This window comes from Nocardia sp. NPDC023852 (assembly GCF_040639505.1).
GTDB lineage: Bacteria > Actinomycetota > Actinomycetes > Mycobacteriales > Mycobacteriaceae > Nocardia.
Genome location: NZ_JBFAAB010000013.1, coordinates 136,017 through 157,588, shown reverse-complemented (window position 1 = coordinate 157,588; position 21,572 = coordinate 136,017). Strand labels below are relative to the sequence as shown.

21 protein-coding genes and 2 tRNA genes are annotated in these 21,572 nt (G+C 66.3%); 17 read left to right on the top strand and 6 right to left on the bottom strand.

Translation table 11 applies throughout. The annotated features are described in order from the left end of the window. Positions 1–108 precede the first annotated feature (108 nt). From AB0H00_RS19210 to AB0H00_RS19185, 6 genes are all read left to right on the top strand, one after another. Positions 109–663: a PadR family transcriptional regulator gene (locus tag AB0H00_RS19210; protein ID WP_357267861.1), complete on the top strand. Its 555-nt coding sequence runs from the start codon at positions 109–111 to the stop codon at positions 661–663. A 21-nt stretch (positions 664–684) separates the two neighbouring features. Continuing rightward, entirely contained in the window at positions 685–2,715 is a 2,031-nt protein-coding gene (locus AB0H00_RS19205) for an NADPH-dependent 2,4-dienoyl-CoA reductase (protein ID WP_357267859.1), read from the top strand. Positions 2,716–3,008: 293 nt separating this feature from the next. Next, positions 3,009–3,446 (top strand): DoxX family protein, encoded by a 438-nt coding sequence (locus AB0H00_RS19200; RefSeq protein WP_357267857.1) that lies wholly within the window; start codon positions 3,009–3,011, stop codon positions 3,444–3,446. A gap of 311 nt (positions 3,447–3,757) precedes the next feature. Beyond that, positions 3,758–4,309 (top strand): dihydrofolate reductase family protein, encoded by a 552-nt coding sequence (locus AB0H00_RS19195; protein ID WP_357267855.1) that lies wholly within the window; start codon positions 3,758–3,760, stop codon positions 4,307–4,309. A gap of 155 nt (positions 4,310–4,464) precedes the next feature. Continuing rightward, the gene (gene cmrA / locus AB0H00_RS19190; protein ID WP_357267853.1) at positions 4,465–5,268 is read left to right on the top strand and encodes a mycolate reductase; all 804 of its coding nucleotides are present in this window, start codon (positions 4,465–4,467) and stop codon (positions 5,266–5,268) included. A 97-nt stretch (positions 5,269–5,365) separates the two neighbouring features. Continuing rightward, the gene (locus AB0H00_RS19185; protein ID WP_357267851.1) at positions 5,366–5,560 is read left to right on the top strand and encodes a hypothetical protein; all 195 of its coding nucleotides are present in this window, start codon (positions 5,366–5,368) and stop codon (positions 5,558–5,560) included. A gap of 94 nt (positions 5,561–5,654) precedes the next feature. On the opposite strand, the gene AB0H00_RS19180 is transcribed toward AB0H00_RS19185, so the two are convergent. Continuing rightward, a complete protein-coding gene (locus AB0H00_RS19180; protein ID WP_357267849.1) occupies positions 5,655–7,400 on the bottom strand; it encodes a helicase HerA-like domain-containing protein in 1,746 nt (581 codons plus the stop codon). A gap of 249 nt (positions 7,401–7,649) precedes the next feature. Between AB0H00_RS19180 and orn the strand changes: the two genes are divergently transcribed. The 4 genes from orn to AB0H00_RS19160 all read left to right on the top strand — a co-directional run bounded on the left by orn (position 7,650) and on the right by AB0H00_RS19160 (position 11,779). Then, entirely contained in the window at positions 7,650–8,294 is a 645-nt protein-coding gene (gene orn / locus AB0H00_RS19175) for an oligoribonuclease (RefSeq protein WP_357267847.1), read from the top strand. 55 nt (positions 8,295–8,349) lie between these two features. After that, positions 8,350–8,422 (top strand) — tRNA-His (locus AB0H00_RS19170). A 469-nt stretch (positions 8,423–8,891) separates the two neighbouring features. Next, positions 8,892–11,123: an NACHT domain-containing protein gene (locus tag AB0H00_RS19165; protein WP_357267845.1), complete on the top strand. Its 2,232-nt coding sequence runs from the start codon at positions 8,892–8,894 to the stop codon at positions 11,121–11,123. A gap of 23 nt (positions 11,124–11,146) precedes the next feature. After that, positions 11,147–11,779, top strand: coding sequence for a TetR-like C-terminal domain-containing protein (locus AB0H00_RS19160; RefSeq protein WP_357267843.1), 633 nt, complete (start codon positions 11,147–11,149; stop codon positions 11,777–11,779). Here AB0H00_RS19160 and AB0H00_RS19155 read toward each other — a convergent pair. Next, a complete protein-coding gene (locus tag AB0H00_RS19155) occupies positions 11,667–12,899 on the bottom strand; it encodes an Ig-like domain-containing protein (protein WP_357267841.1) in 1,233 nt (410 codons plus the stop codon). The two genes, AB0H00_RS19160 and AB0H00_RS19155, sit on opposite strands and share 113 nt — an antisense overlap. Positions 12,900–13,201: 302 nt before the next feature. On the opposite strand from AB0H00_RS19155, the gene AB0H00_RS19150 reads away from it, so the two are divergent. From AB0H00_RS19150 to AB0H00_RS19140, 3 genes are all read left to right on the top strand, one after another. Beyond that, positions 13,202–13,274: transfer RNA gene (locus AB0H00_RS19150), tRNA-Lys, on the top strand. 712 nt (positions 13,275–13,986) lie between these two features. Beyond that, the gene (locus tag AB0H00_RS19145; protein WP_357267839.1) at positions 13,987–14,616 is read left to right on the top strand and encodes a transglycosylase SLT domain-containing protein; all 630 of its coding nucleotides are present in this window, start codon (positions 13,987–13,989) and stop codon (positions 14,614–14,616) included. 121 nt (positions 14,617–14,737) lie between these two features. Continuing rightward, a complete protein-coding gene (locus AB0H00_RS19140; protein ID WP_357267837.1) occupies positions 14,738–15,052 on the top strand; it encodes a hypothetical protein in 315 nt (104 codons plus the stop codon). 241 nt (positions 15,053–15,293) lie between these two features. Here the strand turns inward: AB0H00_RS19140 and AB0H00_RS19135 are convergent, their stop codons facing one another. Next, positions 15,294–15,761, bottom strand: coding sequence for a MarR family winged helix-turn-helix transcriptional regulator (locus AB0H00_RS19135; protein WP_357267835.1), 468 nt, complete (start codon positions 15,759–15,761; stop codon positions 15,294–15,296). A 58-nt stretch (positions 15,762–15,819) separates the two neighbouring features. Here AB0H00_RS19135 and AB0H00_RS19130 point away from each other — a divergent pair, with 58 nt between their 5' ends. After that, positions 15,820–16,797, top strand: a complete 978-nt coding sequence (locus AB0H00_RS19130) for a pirin family protein (RefSeq protein WP_357267833.1) — start codon at positions 15,820–15,822, stop codon at positions 16,795–16,797. 133 nt (positions 16,798–16,930) lie between these two features. Then, the gene (locus AB0H00_RS19125) at positions 16,931–17,227 is read left to right on the top strand and encodes an excalibur calcium-binding domain-containing protein (protein WP_357267831.1); all 297 of its coding nucleotides are present in this window, start codon (positions 16,931–16,933) and stop codon (positions 17,225–17,227) included. Between the two features lie 69 nt (positions 17,228–17,296). Here the strand turns inward: AB0H00_RS19125 and AB0H00_RS19120 are convergent, their stop codons facing one another. Further along, entirely contained in the window at positions 17,297–17,518 is a 222-nt protein-coding gene (locus tag AB0H00_RS19120) for a DUF3618 domain-containing protein (protein WP_357267829.1), read from the bottom strand. 178 nt (positions 17,519–17,696) lie between these two features. Here AB0H00_RS19120 and bcp point away from each other — a divergent pair, with 178 nt between their 5' ends. Next, positions 17,697–18,170, top strand: coding sequence for a thioredoxin-dependent thiol peroxidase (gene bcp, locus AB0H00_RS19115; RefSeq protein ID WP_357267827.1), 474 nt, complete (start codon positions 17,697–17,699; stop codon positions 18,168–18,170). A 744-nt stretch (positions 18,171–18,914) separates the two neighbouring features. Here bcp and AB0H00_RS19110 read toward each other — a convergent pair. Continuing rightward, a complete protein-coding gene (locus AB0H00_RS19110) occupies positions 18,915–20,123 on the bottom strand; it encodes a hypothetical protein (protein ID WP_357267825.1) in 1,209 nt (402 codons plus the stop codon). Between the two features lie 347 nt (positions 20,124–20,470). On the opposite strand from AB0H00_RS19110, the gene AB0H00_RS19105 reads away from it, so the two are divergent. Beyond that, positions 20,471–21,091, top strand: a complete 621-nt coding sequence (locus AB0H00_RS19105) for a TetR/AcrR family transcriptional regulator (RefSeq protein WP_357267920.1) — start codon at positions 20,471–20,473, stop codon at positions 21,089–21,091. 52 nt (positions 21,092–21,143) lie between these two features. On the opposite strand, the gene AB0H00_RS19100 is transcribed toward AB0H00_RS19105, so the two are convergent. Further along, positions 21,144–21,566, bottom strand: coding sequence for a holo-ACP synthase (locus AB0H00_RS19100; protein ID WP_357267823.1), 423 nt, complete (start codon positions 21,564–21,566; stop codon positions 21,144–21,146). Positions 21,567–21,572 lie beyond the last annotated feature (6 nt).

The following is a 21,572-nucleotide window of genomic DNA, read 5'->3' as shown; positions in this document are numbered from 1 at the left end:
ACGGGGCCACTCGCGCATGTCCGTCCGGGGCAATACGGCTCGAAAAGCACTGCGGAGCGTCTATGCACCAAGTTGCATAGTACCGAATGTACCGTCTACCCTGACCGCATGGCCCTCGAGCATGCGTTGCTGGTATCGCTGACCGAGCGCGCCGGCTCGGGATATGAGCTGGCGCGCCGGTTCGACAAATCCATCGGCTACTTCTGGAGCGCCACCCACCAGCAGATCTACCGGGTACTCAAGCGTATGGCGGAGTCCGGCTGGCTCAACAGCGAGTCGGTGACCCAGGAGGGTAGACCGGACAAGAAGGTCTACTCGGTGAGCGAAGCGGGTCGCACCGAACTGGCCCGCTGGATTGCCGAGCCGTTCGACTCCGGCACCCCACGCAACGAGCTCGCGGTGAAGGTCCGCGCCGCCGCCTACGGCGATATCGACGCGCTGCGCACCGAGGTCGCCCGCCACCGTGACCAGCATGCGCAACGGCTCGACTTGTACCTGGTCATCGAGAAACGCGACTTCCCCGTCCCGAGCCAGCTCTCCGGGACAGCGTTGCACCAGTACCTCGTCCTGCGCGCCGGCATCCGCGTGGAGTCGGGGTTCGTCGAATGGTGCGACGAAGTTCTGCACGCACTGCACCCGCGCGTCAGCCCGCGCGCGGAGTGACGGAGAAAGCGAGACTCACCGATGAGTTCCTTCCCCCATCTGTTCGAGCCGCTCGACCTCGGCTTCACCACCCTGCGCAACCGCGTGGTGATGGGGTCGATGCACACCGGCCTGGAGGACCGCGCCTGGGACACCAACAAGCTGGCCGCCTACTTCGCCGAACGCGCACGCGGCGGCGTCGGCCTGATCATCACCGGCGGCTACGCACCCAACCGCACCGGCTGGCTCCTGCCGTTCGGCGCCAAGCTGACCAATAAGGCCGAGGCGTACCGGCACCGTGCGATCACCAAGGCAGTACATACCGAGGGCGGCAAGATCGCCATCCAGATCCTGCACGCGGGCCGCTACTCCTATATGCCCGGCAGCGTGTCGGCCTCCTCGATCAAGGCCCCGATCAATCCATTCCGGCCACGCAAACTCTCGACCAAGGGCATCGAGCAGACGATCGACGACTACGCCCGCTGCGCCCAGCTCGCCCAGTTCGCCGGCTACGACGGCTGCGAAATCATGGGCGGCGAAGGCTATTTCATCAACCAGTTCCTCGCGGCACGCACCAACAAGCGCACCGACAAGTGGGGCGGCTCGGCGCAGAACCGGCGCCGGATCGCGGTGGAGATCGTGCGCCGCACCCGCGCCGCCGTCGGCCCGAACTTTCTCATCGTGTTCCGGTTGTCCATGGCCGACCTGGTGGAGAAGGGGCAGACCATCGAGGAGATCATCGCGCTGGCCCAGAACCTCGAAGCAGCCGGGGTGAATATCCTCAACACCGACATCGGCTGGCACGAGGCACGGGTGCCCACCATCGTGACCTCGGTGCCCCGCGCGGCGTTCGTGGAGTTCACCGCGAAGATCACCGCCCAGGTGAGCATTCCGGTCTGCGCGTCCAATCGGATCAATATGCCCGAGGTGGCCGAGGAGATCCTGACTCGCGGGGACGCCCAGCTCATTTCCCTGGCCCGCCCGTTCCTCACCGACCCGGAGTGGGCGAATAAGGCCGCGCAGGACCGGGTCGACGAGATCAACACCTGCATCGCCTGCAACCAGGCCTGCCTGGACCACGCCTTCCAGCACAAGACCGTGTCCTGTCTGCTCAATCCGCGCGCCGGGCACGAGACCGAGCTGACGTTGCTGCCCACTCGCCGCACCAAGCGGATCGCGGTGGTCGGCGCGGGCCCGGCCGGGCTGTCCGCGGCAGTGAACCTCGCCGAGCGCGGCCACCGCGTCGATCTGTTCGAGGCCGACGACAAGGTGGGCGGACAGTTCGACATCGCCCGCCGAATCCCGGGCAAGGAGGAGTTCGACGAGTCGATCCGCTACTACCAGCGGATGCTCGAGATCACCGGCGTCACTGTGCATCTGATGAAGCGGGTCGACGCCGACGAACTCATCGAGGGCCGCTACGACGAGGTGGTGCTCGCCACCGGCGTGCGGCCACGCATCCCGAACATCCCCGGCATCGACCACCCCATGGTGCTCACCTACGCCGAGCTGGTGCGCGAGAAGAAGCCGGTGGGCAAGCGCGTCGCCGTGATCGGTGCCGGCGGCATCGGCTACGACGTCAGCGAATTCCTCACCGTCGAAGGACATCCCGCCCTGAAGCTGGACGAGTGGAAGGAAGAGTGGGGCGTCACCTCCGACGACGAGCAGGTCCCCGGCCAGCTCACCATACCCAAGCCCGCTCCCGCCGCGCGCGAAGTGGTTCTGCTGCAACGCAAGACGACGCCGTTCGGCAAAGACCTCGGCAAGACCTCCGGCTGGGTGCACCGCGCGGCACTGAAAGCCAAGGGCGTCGAGCAGATCGGCGGTGTGAACTACGAGCGCATCGACGACCACGGGCTGCATGTCAGCTTCGGCGCGAAACGCGAACGTCCTCAGCTGATCCCGGTCGACAACGTCGTCGTCTGTGCCGGTCAGGAGTCCGTCCGCGATCTGGTCGCCCCACTGCGCGCCGCGGACGTCAACGTCCATCTCATCGGCGGCGCGGACCTCGCCGCCGAACTCGACGCCAAACGAGCTATCGACCAAGGCACCCGCCTGGCCGCGCGCCTCTGACGCAGCTCCGACAGTCATCGACATGGTCGACGCCCGGCGGCTGGCCTGTGCACACGGCGGCGCGGCCTGATTCGTTGCACGCAGAGTGTCATCCGTGGTTCAGCGCAGGGAGCCGACCGCCGCCGGTCAGCTACCCGAGCAGCAGAATTCCGGTCGACTACCGAATCCGGCGCTGAGCCGAACAGCAGCGGTTCGGAAAATCTTTCCGCCCAGCGATGAGATCTCGGGCGGTGTTCCGTCCTATCTGTTGAACGCGCTACCAACCCGGCGCGACCGACCAGAAGGACCAGAAAATGACCTCCGCGAACCCCACCGCTGACTTCTCCAACGACGTCACCGACCGTCCCGGCAAGATCCGCAACCGCGCCCTGTGGACCCTGCAGATCCTGCTCGGCCTGTTCTTCATCATCGCTTCCGGCGGGCCGAAGCTCGTGATGCCGAACGCCCTGACAGACAACGCCCCCGAGAATCTGACCATCCCCCTCGGGCTGCTCATCTTCATCGGAGTTGTGGAGGTCGCGGGCGGTATCGGCCTGATGGTGCCACGGCTCAGTGCCCTGGCTGCCGCGGGTCTGTCCGTTCTCACCGTGCTCGCCGCCGGGACGCAGGCTTTCCTCGCCGACCAGCCCTTGATGGGGATCTTCCCACTGGTGCTCGCCGCGATCTTCGCCTGGATCGCCTACGAGCGCCGCGCCACCATCACCGATTTGCGCAACTCGCTCTCGCGATGACAACTCCATAGGTACGACCGGCGATCGGTGGCCCACCCACCGATCGCCGGTCGTGCGTTCTCGGATCGATCGCCCGTCGGGTTGGCGGCGATCGATCCAGCGGCCATCTGGTCCGCGGCACCCCCGGCGCCGCACCAGGTGGCCGTCGTCGCGTCCCGCGTTGAGCAAGCCTGCCTCGAGGGTGGTGTACCTTCGATCGAGCTCACGCACCCGACTAGCCTCGACCCTGGATCGGTGACAGCTGACCGGCCACTCCGGACAGGTCCGATGAGCGCCGATGAGTTTCGAGCGCGTAGGAGGTCTACCCGGTCATGAGGAAACTGATCTACACGTTCGGCGTGTCCTTGGACGGCTACATCAACGACCGCGACGGCAGCATCGACTGGACTGTCCCGGACGAGGAACTGCACCAGTTCCACAACGACAGGTACCGCGAGATCGAGGTCTCGCTGCACGGCCGCCGGCTGTACGAGCTGATGGCCGAGTACTGGCCGCACGTGCCCGAGAACGCATCGCGCATCGAGCGCGAGTTCGGCGGGCTCTGGACGGAGAAGCCCAAGGTCGTCTTCTCCCGGACGCTCACCGAGGTCCACTGGAACAGCGCCCTGGTCAGTGAGAACGCGGTCGAGGAGGTCCGCAGGCTCAAGGCCGGAGGCGATGGCGTCATGGAGGTCGGCGGCGCGAGCCTCGCGGCCTCGCTGATGCCACACGGGCTCATCGACGAGTACCAGCTGTTCCTCTCGCCCGTGGTGCTCGGCGGCGGCACACCGCTCTTCCCATCACTGGACAAGCGCATGCAGCTCCGATTGGCCGAGACGAGGCACTTCAACACCGTGGTGATGCTGCGCTACCTCGCCGACTGAGGTCTGTTCAACCGCCGCAGCCCCGTTCAAGCGCGACCGTCACCGCAGCGGTGCGATCGTCGACGTCGAGGACAGCGGCCTGTTCGGCAGTACCGGCGCGGAAGTAGCGGGCTGCGGACGGACTTCGTCCGGCTGCGCCCTCTATGCTGCACCAGGTGAGCCTGCCCCCTCCCACCTCCGAGAACCGCGCGGTCGTCACCGGCGCCTCCTCCGGCATCGGCACCGCGCTGGCCGCCGAACTCGCCGCCCGCGGCTACTCGCTGATCCTGGTCGCCCGCCGCGGTGAGCTGCTCACCGAACTCGCGCAGCGGCTGACACTGGCGCACGGGATCGCCGCCGAGGTCCGCGCGGTCGACCTGGCTGACCGCACCCAGCGCGATGAGCTGGTCGAGGAGTTGGCCGCCCGCGACATCGCCATTCTGTGCAACAACGCGGGCATCGCGACCTTCGGCGCGGTCGCCGAACTCGATCCGGCCGATGAGCGCGCCCAGATGGAGCTCAATGCCGTCGCGGTGCACGATCTGACGCTTGCCGTGCTGCCGGGCATGATCGCCCGCGGTGGCGGCGGCATCCTGATCAGCGGCTCGGCGGCGGGCAACATGCCGATCCCGAACAACGCCACCTATGCCGCGAGCAAGGCGTTCGCCAACACCTTCTCCGAGTCACTACGCGGCGAGCTGAAGGACTCGGGGGTGCACGTCACCTTGCTCGCCCCCGGCCCGGTTCGCACCGAAACCCCCGATCCCGCGGACGCCTCGATCGTGGACCGCATCGTGCCCGACTTCATGTGGGTCTCTTCGGAATACACCGCCAAGGTGTCCATCGACGCCCTGGCCCGCAACAAGATGCGGGTGGTTCCCGGCCTGATCAGCAAAGGGATGAGCGTCGCAGGCCAATATGGTCCGCGCGCGTTCACCGCACCCATCGCGGGCGCGTTCTACCGGAAGCTCGGCGGCTGAGAGACCTCCGCCACGGTCCGCGTCAGCAACCTGTCAAGAACCACCCGCCGGTGGTCAAAGATGCGCAAAAGACCAGCCCACAGCCCTATCACTCGGCGTGATCCTGGCATCGCCACGTCGACGGCAGGATCACCCTCGGCGGCGCGCCCTCGCCGACATCGCCGATCAGTACGGCACCGCCACCTACGTCCTCGACGAGGAGGTGGTGGTGGTGGTGGTCAGGTCTCGCTGCGGGGCCTACCGCAAAGCCTTTCCCGAGGCCGAGATCATCTACGCGGGCACAACGCTATGATCAGCGCTCACCCTGCTCTCGACGCCGGCCGACATCGGACACTGAGCCGGACAAGCACGGCGCCAGGGATCCGGTGTCCGGCCGTTTCCGATGCTCAGCGGCGGCGGGTGCCGAAGAGGCTGCGGCTGATCTCACGACCCGCCGCGGCGGCCGCCGACCGTAGGAATCCCTTCACCGCGGGATTCTTCATGATGCGCTCGGCGGTCGACTCCTGCTCGCGCGTGGCGCGGCCCGGAGCCTGGGCGGTTTCCGGATCCTGCGCCGCTGCCGCGACTTTCGCGGCGAGCAGCTCGTAGGCGGACTCCCGGTCGACGGTCTGCCCGTACTTCGCGGCGAGCGCGCTGGTCAGCGCATGCGACTTGATCGCGTCCGTTCCGATGGTGTCCATCAGCGAACGCGGTGGCTGAATCCTGGTCCAGGCGACCGGGGTAGGCGCGCCGTGCTCCGAGAGCACCGTCACGATCGCCTCACCGGTGCCGAGCGAGGTGAGCGCGTTCTCCAGGTCGTAGCTGTCGGTCCTGGGGTAGGTGCGCACGGTCTTCGACAGCGCCTTCTGGTCGTCCGGGGTGAACGCGCGCAGCGCGTGCTGGATGCGCGCACCCAATTGGGATAACACCTGATTCGGGATGTCGGTGGGCAACTGGGTGCAGAAGAACACTCCGACACCCTTGGACCGGATCAGCTTGACGGTCTGCTCGACCTGATCCAGGAATGCCTTCGAGGCGTCCGAGAAAAGCAGGTGAGCCTCGTCGAAGAGGAAGACCAGCTTGGGCTTGTCCACATCGCCGACCTCGGGCAGCGTCTGGAACAGGTCGGCGAGCACCCACATCAGGAAGGTGGAGAACAGCACCGGCCGCGCCGCCTGCGCGCCCAGCTCGAACAGCGTGACAACGCCCTGCCCGCCCGCGACCCGCACCAGGTCCGACGGATCGAGTTCCGGCTCACCGAAAAATGTGTCGCCGCCGTCGGCCTCCAGGTTCACCAAGGCGCGCAAAATCACGCCCGCGGTGGCCGCGGAAACGCCGCCGATGCCCTTCAGGTCCTCCCTTCCGTCGGGGCTGGTGAGATGGGTGATCACGGCACGCAGATCCTTCAGGTCCACCAGCGCGAGGCCGTTCTTGTCCGCCCAGTGGAAGAGGAGACCGAGGGTCGACTCCTGCGTCTCGTTGAGCTCGAGCGCCTTGCTGAGCAGCACCGGCCCGAACGAGGTGATGGTCGCGCGGATGGGCACGCCGATTCCCGTGGTGCCCAGCGAGACGAACTCGGTCGGAAACCCGGTCGGCGTCCACTCCTCGGCCCCGGTCTCCGCGGCGCGCGCACTGATTTTGTCGTTGGTCTGCCCTGGCCGGCTCAGTCCCGACAGGTCACCCTTGATGTCAGCGACCACCACGGGGACCCCGGCGCGCGAGAGCTGTTCGGTGATGGTCTGGAGCGTCTTCGTCTTCCCGGTGCCGGTCGCCCCCGCGACCAGGCCGTGCCGGTTCATCATCCGCAGCGGAATCCTGATCGGAGCCGCCGGTTCCACGGTTCCGTCGATCACAACGGTGCCCAGCTCCAGTGCAGCGCCTTCGAATGCGTATCCCGCGGCGATCTCCGCGGCGGTGTCTGACCGAGCGGAGGCTTCCTTCGGCTCGCCATCGGCTTTCGTGTGCTGCGTTTTCCGATCCGCGTTCTCCGGCGCCGTCACCGCATCCGCATCGCTGGCTCCCGCGGCAGTCGCTTCTTGCTCGGCGAGTTCGCGTTCCGCGGCCGCTGCGGCGGCCTCCGCTTCGGCCGCGACCCGCGCCGCCTCCTGCGCCGCCTGACGTGCCTCGGCCGCTTTCTCCTGGGGGGTGGTCATCGTAGGTCCTCCCTCTCGGTCTGACTCCGACTGCTTTACCCAGTGTTTGCTGTCGCACCGAAAACGCATGTGCCGATCTGCGAAAACTGTATCTCCGCCGGTCAGGTTCGAAGGGGTGTAGCCGGTCCTCGTTTGCCGTGCCGGATCGGCGGCGGCTGGCGTCGAACGCCGACCGTTCACGGCGCCGAGGCAGCGAGCGAACGCCCCGTACCGACGGCACTGCGGTCCGCCCCGGCTAATGTTGCTCGAGTGTCCGACAAATATGTGGTGTGGATGGATTGCGAGATGACCGGCCTGCGCCTGGACAGCGACAAGCTGATCGAGGTGGCCGCGCTCGTGACCGACAGCGATCTGAACGTCTTGGGCGAGGGCGTGGATATTGTCATCCACGCCGACGACCAAGCCCTTGCCGCGATGCCCGCGGTGGTCGCAGATATGCACGCGCGTTCCGGCCTGACCGACGAGGTCCGCCGCTCCACCGTCACCATGGCCGAGGCCGAACAGCGGGTGCTCGACTACATCCGCCAGTACGTCCCCGCCCCCCGCACTGTGCCGCTGGCCGGTAATTCGATCGCCACCGACCGCGGCTTCATCGCCAGGGACATGCCGCTGCTGGACACCCACCTGCACTACCGGATGATCGACGTGAGTTCGATCAAGGAGCTGTGCCGCCGCTGGTACCCGCGGATCTACTTCGGCCAGCCGGAGAAGGGCCTGACCCATCGCGCGCTGGCCGACATCAAAGAGTCCATCCGCGAGCTGGAGTACTACCGGCGCACCGCGTTCGTCGCCCCACCCGGCCCCTCCACCGCCGAGATCGCCGCGGTCGCCGCCCAGATCTCCGAAAATGGGGTGGAATCCAGCCAGGTCAACGCCTCGCCGGAAACCGATTAGGGAGTCGAAGGGGTGACGCGCTAGTATCTACCGCGCCGGTTGTTCACCGGCGATGGTGAGCGTAGTTCAGTTGGTAGAGCACCAGGTTGTGATCCTGGCTGTCGCGGGTTCGAGTCCCGTCGCTCACCCCGATGTGAGGGTGCGAACCGAATCTCGAGAAAGTCGGTTCGCACCCTCCCTCATTTCCGCTGGTGGAATGGCAGGACCCTCGGTTCGTACAGCGGGACGTGGGCGCCCGCTGTACGGGGTGTATGAACCCGTGGGGGACAAACCGGCAGTCCGTGCCAATATCGTCGAACTCCACAACCAAAGTGAATTTGCACTGCGACAGCTCGATGTGACAGCAGAGGTGGCAGTGGAGTGCGGGCACATCGAGCAGGTGACGCCGAAACACACGAGCAACCGCTTCTCTGACGCCTCGATTCAATTCGACTGTTCCGTCGCATACGGGGGCCAGGCCACGAAGAAATCGCGAGACAACAAGAACGCCCTAGGTCACAGCCTCGACGGACGGGATCCGCGGTGAGAACCTTCACATGGGCCAACGCACGGCGATCCGGACCGATCATGCGGTCGGTCCACCGACGGTAGAGCAGGATGGTGATCATGTCAGCGGGCCGCCGTAGGAACAATCGAATCCCGATCGCCCTGTTCTTCATCGGCGTTGTGGCGCTGGCGATTCGGCTGGCACTGCAGCTCCGGGGGCGCGATCCCGAAGATGCCGACGCGTATGCCGGTGTCGTGAGCATGTGGTTGGGAATTGCCTCGATCGCGCTGAGCGGGTTAACGGCCCTGGCCCAGCGCAACCAACTGTCGCAGCACTCGATCACGCCCGACCCGTTCGAATCGCTCGACGCCGTCACCGAGACACTGGCGTATGCCGTGCGGAAGCAGTGGAGCAACGAGGTGGAGGTGCGCCGAGTGAACGAGTCGCTGCCGCTGAAGACCCGCTGGGTGAACGGGCCGGACGAGATCTCCGATCACTGGCCGAACATTCGTGACGACCGGACGCAGCGGACCGCGCTGCAGCTCGGCGGCCAACTGGAGCAGATCGCCGACGTGTTCGGTCGCGTTCCTTCCGGGCGACTGGTCGTGCTCGGGCAGCGCGGGGCAGGGAAGACCATCCTGGCTTCACGTTTCGTGCTGGACATGCTGGAGCGCCGCACCGCGGGCTCCGGGGATCCGGTGCCCGTGCTGTTTCCGCTCGGCGCGTGGAATCCGGAGACTCCGCTGCGTACCTGGTTGGCCGATCGGCTGGTGGACACCATTTCTCCGGAGCTGAAGGACACCGATGCGCAGGGCACGACCCTCGCGACTCGATTGCTGGACAAGCAGCGTATCCTCCCCGTGCTGGACGGGTTCGACGAGATCGGAGAACAGCTGCGTGCCACCGCGATTCGGGCCATCAATGCCGATCTGCGGCTCGGTGACCGGCTGCTGCTGACCAGTCGCCCGAGCGAGTATGCGAGCGCGGTCGCCGACAGCGATGTCCTCAGCCGTGCGGCGGTGGTCCAGCTGACCGATCTCACCACCGGGCAAATCGACGAGCATCTGCCGTTGACCACCCGCAGGGACGGCAATGGGCAGACCAAGTGGGGTTCGGTCCTGCAGCGGGCTCGGAGCGAACCCCGGTATGCCCCGCTGATGGAGGTGCTGTCCACCCCGCTGATGGTCATGCTGGCCCGAACGGTCTACAGCGAGACCGGTGACGATCCCGTCGAACTGCTCGACATCCTCGATCGGGTGGCGCTGGATCCGGCGGCGGACCCGCATCGGGCGCTCACCCACCGGCTGCTGGCGGGTTTCGTGAGCACCGTGTACGCGAAGTCCTACCGCGCCGGGGTGAAGCACCTGCGCGACGACTACACCCCCGACAAGGCGACAGAGTGGCTCGGATTTCTGGCGCGGCACCTGAAACGCCATCAGAAGACCGAACTCGCATGGTGGGAGCTGGTTCTCGCGGTCCCGAGGTGGGTGGTCGGTGTGGTCGCGGGCGCGGTCACTGTGCTGACGGTCGTGCCGGTGGTCGGATTCACGGGGTGGGCAGGCAACTGGCACGGCAACGACGGCCGCACGGCCTGGATCACGGCCACTGTGGTATCCGCCCTGGTCTGCGGCATTGTGGGCGGGACGCTGATCGGGCGAGGCCGCGGCATCAGAAGCACACCCGCCCGACTTCAGTTGCGCGCCAAAGGCCGGATGCGTGAGATCGCCGGGGACCTCGCGCAACGACTGCGCAGCTGGCGGACCGCCGCTTGGCTGCTGGTGTGGACCGCAGGCGGCGGCTTCTTCGGATTCGCCGGCTGGCTGACTCCCACTGCGGCGGCGGTGATTCCGGTCGGTCTCGCGGCGGGCGTGTTCGCCGGGTCCGGCATCTGGTTCGTGGTCTCGTTGATCAGGGCGCTGGGGGTACCGGTCGATCCGACAACTACGGTCAGTCCCTCCGATCTCCTCCACACCGACCGCTCCACCGCCTTCCTGCAAGGGCTGGGTGTCGGAGCCGGTGGCGCGACGGTGTTCTGGATCATGATGTTGTTCGCCTTCGAGCCCGCGTCCGGGCTCCCCTTCGAGGAGGTGCTCGGCGCGGGCCGCTGGGCTGCCGGATGGGTGGCCACCGCAGGGGCAGGCGTGCTGATCTGGGTACTGTATTTCCCCGTGTGGGGGCCGTGGCTGATCGCGCGAATCGTCTTGCCGCTCACCGGTAAACTTCCGTGGGGAGTGATGACGTTTCTCGACGACGCACACCGTTCCGGGGTGCTGCGCAAGGTTGGTGGTGTGTACGAGTTCCGTCACGGCTATCTGCGCGACCACCTCGCAGACACCCGCTGACCCGCCCCGTTCACTAGGCGAGAGTGGTGGCTACGCTGCGCCGCGCCATCGAACGCGGTGAACTCCCGCACGACCTGAACATCCCGCACGACCTGGACTTCCTCGCCGGCCCGCTCTACTGGCAGCTCACCGCCAGCAACATCCCACCCGAACCCGGCTACCTCGACGCTCACCGCGATGCTGCTCACCGCCTTCCGCGCCGATCGCCACTGACGTCTCCCACGCATCTAGTAGCCGAGAATCCCGGGGTAGCCCTAACAGATCGGGCAGGTTCGACGCACGCTCATCGGCACCGGCTACAGGGCTTGTTCCAGCGCTACCGCACAACAGTCCCTACCAACCTGATCGCGATCTCCTGCCCGCTGACCAGGATTTCCCGGTTCGTATGCCGGGACGTCGCTCACCCCGAATGCGGCCCAGGCCAGGGACTTGCATCCCTGGCCTGGGCCGTACTGCTACTCGGTACTTGCCGGAAGTCCCCGAGTTTCGAAGCCTCCGCTACACCCTGCTGCCGGGGTACCTCGAAACGCCCATGGTGTGGCTTCAGCGGTTGTCGTCCGCGTTTCCCGCCTTCCAGGTCGGCCAGGGAATGTTCCAGTCGCCGAGGCCGTCTACACCGGACAGGGTGCCGCCGACGGTGTTCTTCACAATCGTGATGTCACCACGCTTCGCGTTCTGGTAGACCCACTGCGCATTCGCCGGGCTGAGGTTCAGGCAGCCGTGGCTGGTGTTGCTGTAGCCCTGCTGGCCGACCGACCACGGCGCCGAATGGAAGAAGATTCCGCTGTAGGACAGGCGTGTCGCGTAATCCACCGGCGTCTTGTATCCGTCCGGCGAGCCGACCGCTACGCCATAGGTCGAGGAATCCATGATGATCCGCTCGTGCCGATCGGCGACGATGTAGATGCCGTTGTCGGTAGGCGTGTTGCTCTTGCCCATCGAGGTCGGCATGGTGCGAATCACCTGGCCGTTCTGCTCGACGGTCACCTGCTTGGTGTTGTCGTCCGCGGTGAATATCACGGCGTCACCGACGGTGAAGAACGAGTGGAGGTTGTCCTGGCCGTACAGACCGTCGCCCAGATCACGCCCATAGACGTTCACGTCGATGGTCACCTTGGTTCCCGGCGCCCAGAAATGCTCCGGCCGCCAGCGCACCTCACGGTTGTTCACCCAGTAGAACGCACCCTCGACGGGCGGCTCCGTGGCGACTTTTATCGCGGCTTGCGCGGCCCTGCGGTCGGGGATGTTCTCGTCGAACTGGATGGCCACCGGCTGGCCGATGCCGACCACCTCACCCTCACCCGGAATCAGGTAGGGCTTGGTCTGACTGTCCGGCGAGCTCGTGGTGAAGCTCAGCATCGTGGAGTTCGCACCGCCGAGGCCGATCGCGTCGGCCTTCAGCCGATAGGTCTTGCCGTAGCCGAGCACCTCGGTGGTCTCCCAGGACCGTCCATCGGCCGCCAGCTTGCCGCCGACCGGCTTGTTCTGCGCATTGACCAAGGTCACGTTGGTGAACTTGCCGTCTTCGACCTTGAATGCCATCGGCATGCCGGGTGAGACGCCCACCGCGCCATCCTTGACCGGAGACAACAGCTTCGGCTTGATCAACTCGGTGATCGGATTGCGGTCGATGGCGACCTGTGCGGCCTCCGTACCGCCCGACGAAGAACACGCCGTCAAGGCCAGCGCGGCCACGACGAACACAACCACAAGCCCCGCGATCCTCCGTCTCGACCGATATGCGGTCGATCCGTGCCGACCCTGACCAACGCTCATTTCAACCCCGTTTCAAGTCTCGGTGCTTCAGAACACACCGATGGCTTCGGATACCAACCGCCTACGCCGTCACCCCGCGCGCCGCAGGCGGTCGAGACCACAATCGGACATTCTGCCAGCACGTCACGACCCCGGCCAATGCGAAAACCACGTCGACACAACAGCGTTACAACGGAGAGATCAGGTCCGCGGCCCTCCGTGTTAACACAGTGGGAGAGCATCGCATCCGCGCCGGTCAGGACACGATTTCACTTCTACGGCCTGAGCCTGTTAAGGTTTGTGCCGCACCGCAACACGGGCACGCGCCATTAGCTCAATTGGCAGAGCAGCTGACTCTTAATCAGCGGGTTCGGGGTTCGAGTCCCTGATGGCGCACAACCAAGCCATGTTCTTGCCAGCAATCAGGCGGCAAGAACATGGCCTTTTTTGGCATCGACATCGTCGAAATTCTCCGTGACAATCACGAGACATCGACCTTCCCAGGTGCGCCATTGGTCGCGATTCGGTGCGGATACGCTCGCGCGCGCCACCGAAATCCAGTTGGTCAGCCGAAAATTTCTGTGATGTATGTCACATCAGGTTTAATGCCAAATCCCCTGCTCAGGTAACGATTCGGCAACGCGGTTCTGCGCTTTCCAAGATCGCCAGCTCCGACCATTGGCCATCCGTTCACTCTCCGTTAACCAAGCGTGACCATTCTGCAATCAGGTCACAAAGCGACCTGGAGTTTGGTTATCCCGAAGAGTTGTTCACACCGATTCGGTAACCACCGTACGGATGGCAGCTGCCAGCCACGCGGTCGGCGGAGCGGATCCGGCAACGAACCGGCGATCCCCATTCTTCCGCCCGACTCTTCGCATCGAGGATGCGGATCCCGCGCGACACCGCGGCCGAGTCCCGCCGAAGGCGAGCCGGCATCGCACGCACGAGCACGTCGCGCTCCAGGGGACCGGAGCGTCCCACACAACAAAACCACAAAACAGCACATGGCCGAAACGGCGAGCGTCCACGAGCGTACGCCGCAGGATCCTTGCTGCTCGAACGCGGCCGGATCGAGACAAGTCCCCAACCAAGGAACCGATTCGCAATGCCTGACAGACGCATTTCTTCCTTCCGCCGCCCATCGCTCCGCGAAGGCATCACCATCGCCGTCGCCGCCGCAGGTGTCGTGGCCGTAGCCGCCTCCTCCGCGGTGTCCGTGGCCGACGACAGCGTCCCGTCTCGCATCGCCATGGTGGCCGAGCAGCAGCCGGCTGCCGCGCCCGCCACCGCTGCGCCCGCCGCCGCTGCGCCCGTCGCCGAGGTGGCAGCCCTGGAGGCGATCCCCGCGCCCATGCCCGCACCCGCACCCGCACCTGTCCCGGCGCCGATGCCGGCTCCGGCCCCGCCGGTTTACGAGAACAACCTGGACGGCTGGATCCGCCAGTCACTCGACATCATGAACGCCAAGGGCATTCCGGGCAGCTACAACGGCATCCACCGCAACGTCCTGCGCGAGTCCTCCGGCAACCCACAGGCGATCAACCTCTGGGACTCCAATGCCGCCGCCGGCATCCCGTCCAAGGGCTTGTTGCAGGTGATCGACCCGACCTTCGCCATGTACCACGTCGAGGGCACCTCTTGGGACATCTGGGATCCCGTCGCGAACATCGTCGCCGCCTGCAACTACGCGGCGCACCGCTACGGCTCGATGGACAACGTCAGCAGCGCGTACTGACCCGCCGGCGAGGCGAGGCCTTCCTGTCCACGGGTGGGGAGGCTTCGCCGCGTTCGGTCACCGTCCGCCCGGTCGGCTAGGGTCGATGCACCCCGACCCCGTGGACAGCACAGACAGCACCATGACCGACTATGCACATAGCGACGCCGCGGCAAAGAGCCGCGCCGAGAAGGCGCGGCGGTTGGCGAGCTATGTCTGGCAGCGCGGCGTCACCGGATCCGAATTGCTCGCACTGCCCGCGTCCGCGCGACGCAAGCTGGCCAGGGCTGCCGAGACCAACCCGCCGAGCACCGACGAGACCTGGGTGACGGTGGCACAACTGCTGGACGAGAAGGACCGCTGGGCGGCCCGGCATCCGGAGCATCCGGCCGCCCGGCGTGCGCACACCGACGAGAAGCTGCTCTGGGTGAAGCCACCGATCACCCCCTGGTTGTGAGCACACCGGGACGCCGGAAACCCTACTGCCACAAACAGTCGCCACCAGCTCGCCGGTCAGGTCCCGGGCGATCGCGGCTGGTGGCGACGATCGGTCGGCCGCGGCCGAACCATCGGATAGCCGCGAAACCGGGGAGCACTTGCCCCCGCCGAGTCCGGCCGCCCGTCGGTGATCACCGAAGCGGCCTGGTCCGGATCGAGCCGCGGAGCCGACCCTACCGTCCTGGCCGACGGCCCGCCGATCAGGCGCCGCCCAGCTCGGTTACCTGCTCGACCTCGGCGACGACCTTGTCGGCCAACGCCCGCAGCGTCCGTGCTTCCGCGACCGTCATCGGCTCGACGAACACCCTGCGCACCAGGTCCACGTGATTCGGCGCGGCCCGCTCCAAGGCAACGCGGCCCTCCGGCGTGAGCTGAACGATGATGCCGCGGGCGTCCTCCTCCGCCGGCCGCCGTTCGACCAGGCCGCGAGCGTCCATCCTGGCCAGATGCTTGGATAACCGGCTCTTCTCCCAGCACACCTCGGCGGCCAGCTCCTTGGCGCGCAGACAGCCGTTCGGCGCCGCGGACAGGGCCACCATCAGCTCGTAGTCCGCGAGGGACAAATGATCCTCGGCCAGCCCGGCCGAAATCGCCCCGTCCAAACGCTGGCGCAGCCGCACGTAGGCCTGCCACGTCGCCTGCTCGTCGTCACTCAACCACCGGACCATGGGAATGAAGTGTAATCACTTTTGGTTGACATGGATACCAATCTTCGAGGAGGTTTCGATGCCCGCCATCACCGTGCCTGACATCACGGTCCTGCCGCGCCTTCCGCACCCCGACGCGACCCTGCGCGAGCGTCCGGTCCGCAGCGTAGTCACCGCGCATACCCAGCGCGAAGGCGCGGGATTCGAGGTGCGCAGGCCCTTCCCCAGTATGGATCTGCGCACCGCCGACCCGTTCATCCTGCTCGACCAGATGGGCCCTGTGGCCTACGAACCGCACGAAGCCAAGGGCGCGCCCTGGCATCCGCACCGCGGGTTCGAGACGGTGACCTACATGCTCGACGGCACGATGGTGCACCACGATTCGAACGGCGGAGGCGGTGTCATCAGTGAAGGCGACACACAGTGGATGACCGCGGGCTCGGGCATCTTGCACGACGAGGTCCCACCGGAGGACATGGTCATCGCCGGAGGCCGGTTCCACGGCATCCAGCTCTGGGTGAACCTGCCGCGCGCACTGAAGTTCGCGGCGCCGCGCTACCAGGACCTGCGCGGCGGCGAACTGACGCTGGTGAGTTCGCATGACGGCGGCGCACTGGTCCGGCTCATCGCCGGTGAAGTCGGTGGATTCACCGGTCCCGGTTCCACCTACACTCCGATCGCGTACGCGCACGCCTCGATCGCGCCCGGCGGACAGCTGAAAATGCCCTGGCCGCAACAGTTTACGGCGATGGTGTATGCGCTGTCGGGCAATGGCACGGTCGGTACGGAACGCAGGCCGCTGCGCGACGGACAGCTGGCGGTATTCGGCCGAGGGGACGTGATCACCGTGACAGCCGATGAACGCCAAGACAATCGGACCGGCGAACTCGAAGTGTTACTGCTCGGCGGACAACCGATCAAGGAACCTGTGGTGCAATACGGGCCGTTCGTGATGAACACCCGTGCTGAGATCATCGAAGCGATGGCCGACTACCAGGCCGGACGCATGGGAAATATCCCCGCCGAGCACGTCGGCGGTGGCCGGCCCAGCACCTGACCGCGCCATAGCCACATCCTCCTGATGCCCTGGTTCCGTTCCCCCGCAGTTGACAACAGGGCGAGCCGTCACAACAGTGGATGCGGCGTCCGGTTGGGCGCCCATCCACCGCAGCAACCAGACAGAGGAATACATGAACGTTCGTCGGCTCACCGTCAGCGCTGCCGCCGCAGGTTTAGCCCTGCTCGCGGCACCCGCCGCCCAAGCCGCCCCTCCGTCCGGCTCCGCCGGGACGGGTTCGTCGGCTGTCGATACCGGCTCCGCAGCGACCGGCTCGGCCGGTTACTCGCAGACCGGCTCGGCCGGAGGCGCCTACGCCAACTGCGACGATGCCCGCGCCGCTGGACACGCACCGCTCTTCCGCGGAGAACCCGGCTACGGTCCGCACCTGGATCCCGATGGCGACGGCTTCGCCTGCCCGACGGTCTGAACTGACTGACCTGATAAACGACGACACCCGGTATGGCCGCGGCCATACCGGGTGTCGTCGTTTATCAGGTCAGCGGAAGATCTTGAGCAGAACCAGACCGACGATCAAGGTGGCCGCCCCGATCAGGCCGTACTTCACCTTCGGCTCGTTGAGCTTCGCGACCACGATCTGCTTGGTGTCGTCCGCGAGCCGATGCGGATCCGTGCGTACCGCGAGTTCGTCGAGTGTGCTCGCCAGCCGAGTGCGGGCGGCCTCGATGTCCTGCTCGATCCGCTCGGTATCCCTTGCCACGTTCAAACCCTCCTGTAGTCGATTGCCGCGCCCGGGGCACGAACCACGCCGTCGTGTCGGCCGTTCGCGGAGCACCCAGCGCTCGCGAACGAGTCTATCCGTCCCCACTATGCGCTCTCGGGCCGCGCGACGATCTCCCTTCCGCGCGATGTCCGGGCATTCGGTTACCGTGCTGGAGGTGACCATCAACCAACGACTCTCACCCGGCGACACCGCGCCCGAGTTCACGCTGCCCGACGCCGACGGCAATAACGTCTCGCTCGCCGGCTACCGCGGCCGCAAGGTGATCGTGTACTTCTACCCCGCCGCAAGCACGCCCGGTTGTACCAAGGAAGCCTGCGACTTCCGCGACAACTTGGCCGACCTGGACGGCGCGGGCATCGACGTCATCGGTATCTCGCCGGACAAGCCCGCCAAACTGGCCAAGTTTCGCGACGCCGAACAGCTGAGCTTCCCGCTGCTGTCGGACCCCGACCGCAGCGTGCTCACCGCATGGGGGGCGTACGGCGAGAAGGCCATGTACGGCAAGACGGTCGTCGGCGTCATCCGCTCCACCTTCCTGGTGGACGAGGAGGGCAGGATCGCGGTGGCGCAGTACAACGTCCGCGCCACCGGACACGTCGCCAAGCTGCGCCGCGACCTGTCGGTGTAGTCCCCGGACGACAATGCTCCGGCATCCGCATGCCGGACCTCGGCTTTGCCGTGCGGCCGAGCTACGTCGGGACGATCTGCTGCGCCGCCCACTGCAGCATCATCCGGAAGTGGTTGTCCCACAGTGATATGGCTCCAGAGCGAAGGCCGCGGGGCGCCCATAGAGTCAGGGCCCCCGAAATCCCTGTCTGGCCCAGGTAGCGCCGTGGCCGTTGACTGTTCTCGGTCGGGGCCGAGCGATGAAGAAGGACAATATGCGTATTCGACGGGCGATGGCAGGCGCATTGGTAGCCGGGGCGTGTGTAATGCCGGCAGTTGGCGCACCTATCGCGATGGCCGACACCAACTCCGTGGCGGGCGAGCTGACATCGGGTAGCGCCAGCCTCCCGAAGTCCCTGCTGTGTTTGATCCACAATCTCAGTACCGGCAGCGCGCCGAGTCCGACACTCTGTGGAACCTGGTAAGCGATCAGATAGCGGGACCGCGCTCGTTCTCGGTATATCGGCGAGCGCGGTTCAACAGGAATTCGCGAGGCCCGTCGAGTGACGACAGTCAGTCCGGCGCCTCCTCTAGAACGACAAAGGGCCGGGCTCAACGTCACGTCGTCAAGAGTGACGCGCAGTACAACGTTCGCGCCACCGGACACGTCGCCCGGCTGCGCCGCGACTTGTCGGTGTAAGCCGGACAGCGAAAAGCCCGGCGCCGCAAGGGCGCCGGGCCCGATTCGCGTCGCTGTCCGTGCACGCTACGTCGGCAGCACCTGCCGGGTTCCCCACTGCGTCATCATGCGAAAGTGCTTGTCCCACCAATCCGCGGCCTCCGGAGAGAACATGGAGGGCGGCGGGACCTCACCGGGAAAGAGCAGCGCGCCATTGGGCGTGCCGACCTCGGTGGTCGTCGGGATTCCCGAACCGGGTACCAGCGACGCCGTGGCGTTCGTACCCACCTCGTACCCGACTTCGGCGGACACCAGCGGCACCGGAGCACCCCCGGGCTGCGCCGACAGTGGCAGGCGGACGGCGAGACCTCCTATCCCCGCTGTCGGCTCGGCGAACGATCCGCCCGTCTGGGCAGGCCGCCCCGATCCGTGCTCGCCGGGGGCCGTACCGCGGTCACCGGCACCGACCGAGCCGGCGACGACGACGCGACCATCCGCCGTCACTCGCGCGTCGGCCGTCACCGCGGTGGACGTCGGCCGCACGAAACCGTTCATCGCGTAGACACCGCCGACGAGCAACCCGCCCGCCAGCACGCTGGCCGCCGCGAACATCGCCGCTCCGCCACGCACCCGAGGCACCACCTCCTCGACCGGCTCGTCGAACCCGTCCACAGCCACCCGCGCGCTCGCCGCCGCACCCACCGCGGACGCGAAAGCGGCCATCCTGCATGGGATCACCGGTGCGCCGAAGCTCTGCACCGCGGCGAGCACCGACGACTCGGCGGCCGACGACCCGATCAGCACCACCGCGTCCGGCCTGGTCGCGGCCGCCTCCAGCTGATCCCACGCCGCCGTAACAGCCATGCCGAGCGATTCGGATGTCGCCCTGCCCGCCTGACCGACCGCGGCGAGCACCCGGCGGCGACCTCGGTCGACCAGGGTGAACGCCTGATACCCGGGCACGACCTCGCCGACCAGCAGGTTGTCGAATTCGTCGAGCCAGGTCATCAAGCTCGCCACGCTCAGGTGGGCGGATTTGGCCGAAACCATCGAGGCGGTGTGCCATGGACCGGCCGCCAGCGCGGACACGATGGTCCGCCGCTCAGCGGCGTCCCGGTAGGCGACCGCCGCGCCGCCGATCTCCCGGTCCGGCCCGAGGTCGGCGGCGAGTTCGTCCAGCACCGTCGCTACCGCCGCTGCTACGTCCGCCTTGGTGTCACCATGCGTATGTTTCGACCGATGCAGCAGAACGCGCTCGGACAGCGTCCCGCAATCGGCGAGCGCTACCGCGTGCACGGCACCACGTTCAGTGGAAACGCCAAGAGTTATCACTGATCGAGCTACCACAGACCACCCCTTCCCTGTGCGCATTGACCGGGACAACGAGCTTTGCCGAATGCCATGAGCCCCATGGATTCCATGCTCGGAACACACGTCACAACGCACGCGCGCTCGGTATGTGTTCGAGGCCATATTCGTCGCGGATGGGTGCGGAAAATCAACGGACCTGAACAAACACCGCACATGCGCGTGTCGCGCCCGTGCCCTACCGTTAGCCTGGATGCGTGGAAGTACGCGCGGAGGCCAGGTCGAAACAACGTCTGGACCCTGCGTTGGAGCTGCAGGACGACCCACGGGAGCTCATGCCGCGGCGTCGGCCGACGCAGGAACGCAGCAAACGCAAGTTCGATGCCCTGCTACAGGCGTCCCGGGAACTGCTCGTCGAGGTCGGGTTCGAGTCGTTCACCTGTGAAGAGGTCGCGGCGCGTGCGGAGGTACCGATCGGCACGCTGTACCAGTTCTTCGCCAACAAGTACGTCATCGTGTGTGAGCTGAATCGGCAAGACTTGGTTGCCGTTTCCCAGGAGCTCGCCGATTTCCACGGCGGGATTCCGTCACTGGACTGGTTGCGGCACATGAACCAGCTCGTCGATCACCTGGCCAACCTCTGGATGACCGACCCGTCCCGGCGGGAGGTCTGGCTTGCTATGCAGTCCACTCCGTCCACCCGGACTACCGGAGCGATCCACGAGAAGCAATTCGCCGAGGTCGTGTCGCAGATGCTGCGACCGCTCACCCCGCGCACGCCGCGGGCGCGCCGCACCATGATGGCCGAAGTGCTGGTGCACGTGGTCTATTCGATGCTGAACTTCTCGGTGCAGGATGATCAGAGCCACGCGGAGGCGGTCTCCGAGCTCAAGCGACTGATGGTCGCCTACCTGCTCGTGGCGGAGAAGGAATCACGCACCGCCAGCGAACGGTAGCGGGTGATCCCGGCGCGAGCCGGGATCACTTCCGCGTTGACCTGATATTTGTTCAGTCTTCGACGATATCGGCCGGCTCGCCCGGGTCTTCCAGCACGACCATCGCGGCCGCGGTGTCGCCATCGTGCGTCAGCGACAGATGAACCCTTACCCGTGGGAGGAATTCGGCGGCGAGGCCGTGCAGCTTGATGCTCGGCCTGCCCCACGCGTCGTTGACCACCTCGATCAGGGGATAAGGGTTGTCCCCGATCTGCGGGCGGCGGGCGAACCGGGAGGAGGCCCATGCTTTGATCACAGCCTCCTTCGCCGCCCACCGCGTCGCGTAGCTGCGCGCCGGATCGGTCCCTTTACTCTGGCAGTATCGCCGCTCGCCTGCGGTGAAACTTTCCCGGAGCATCGTGGTTCCGGCGCGTTCGAGCTGTTCGGCGAACTCGGAGATAGTCACCAAGTCCAAGCCGATACCGAGGATCGTCATAGCCGC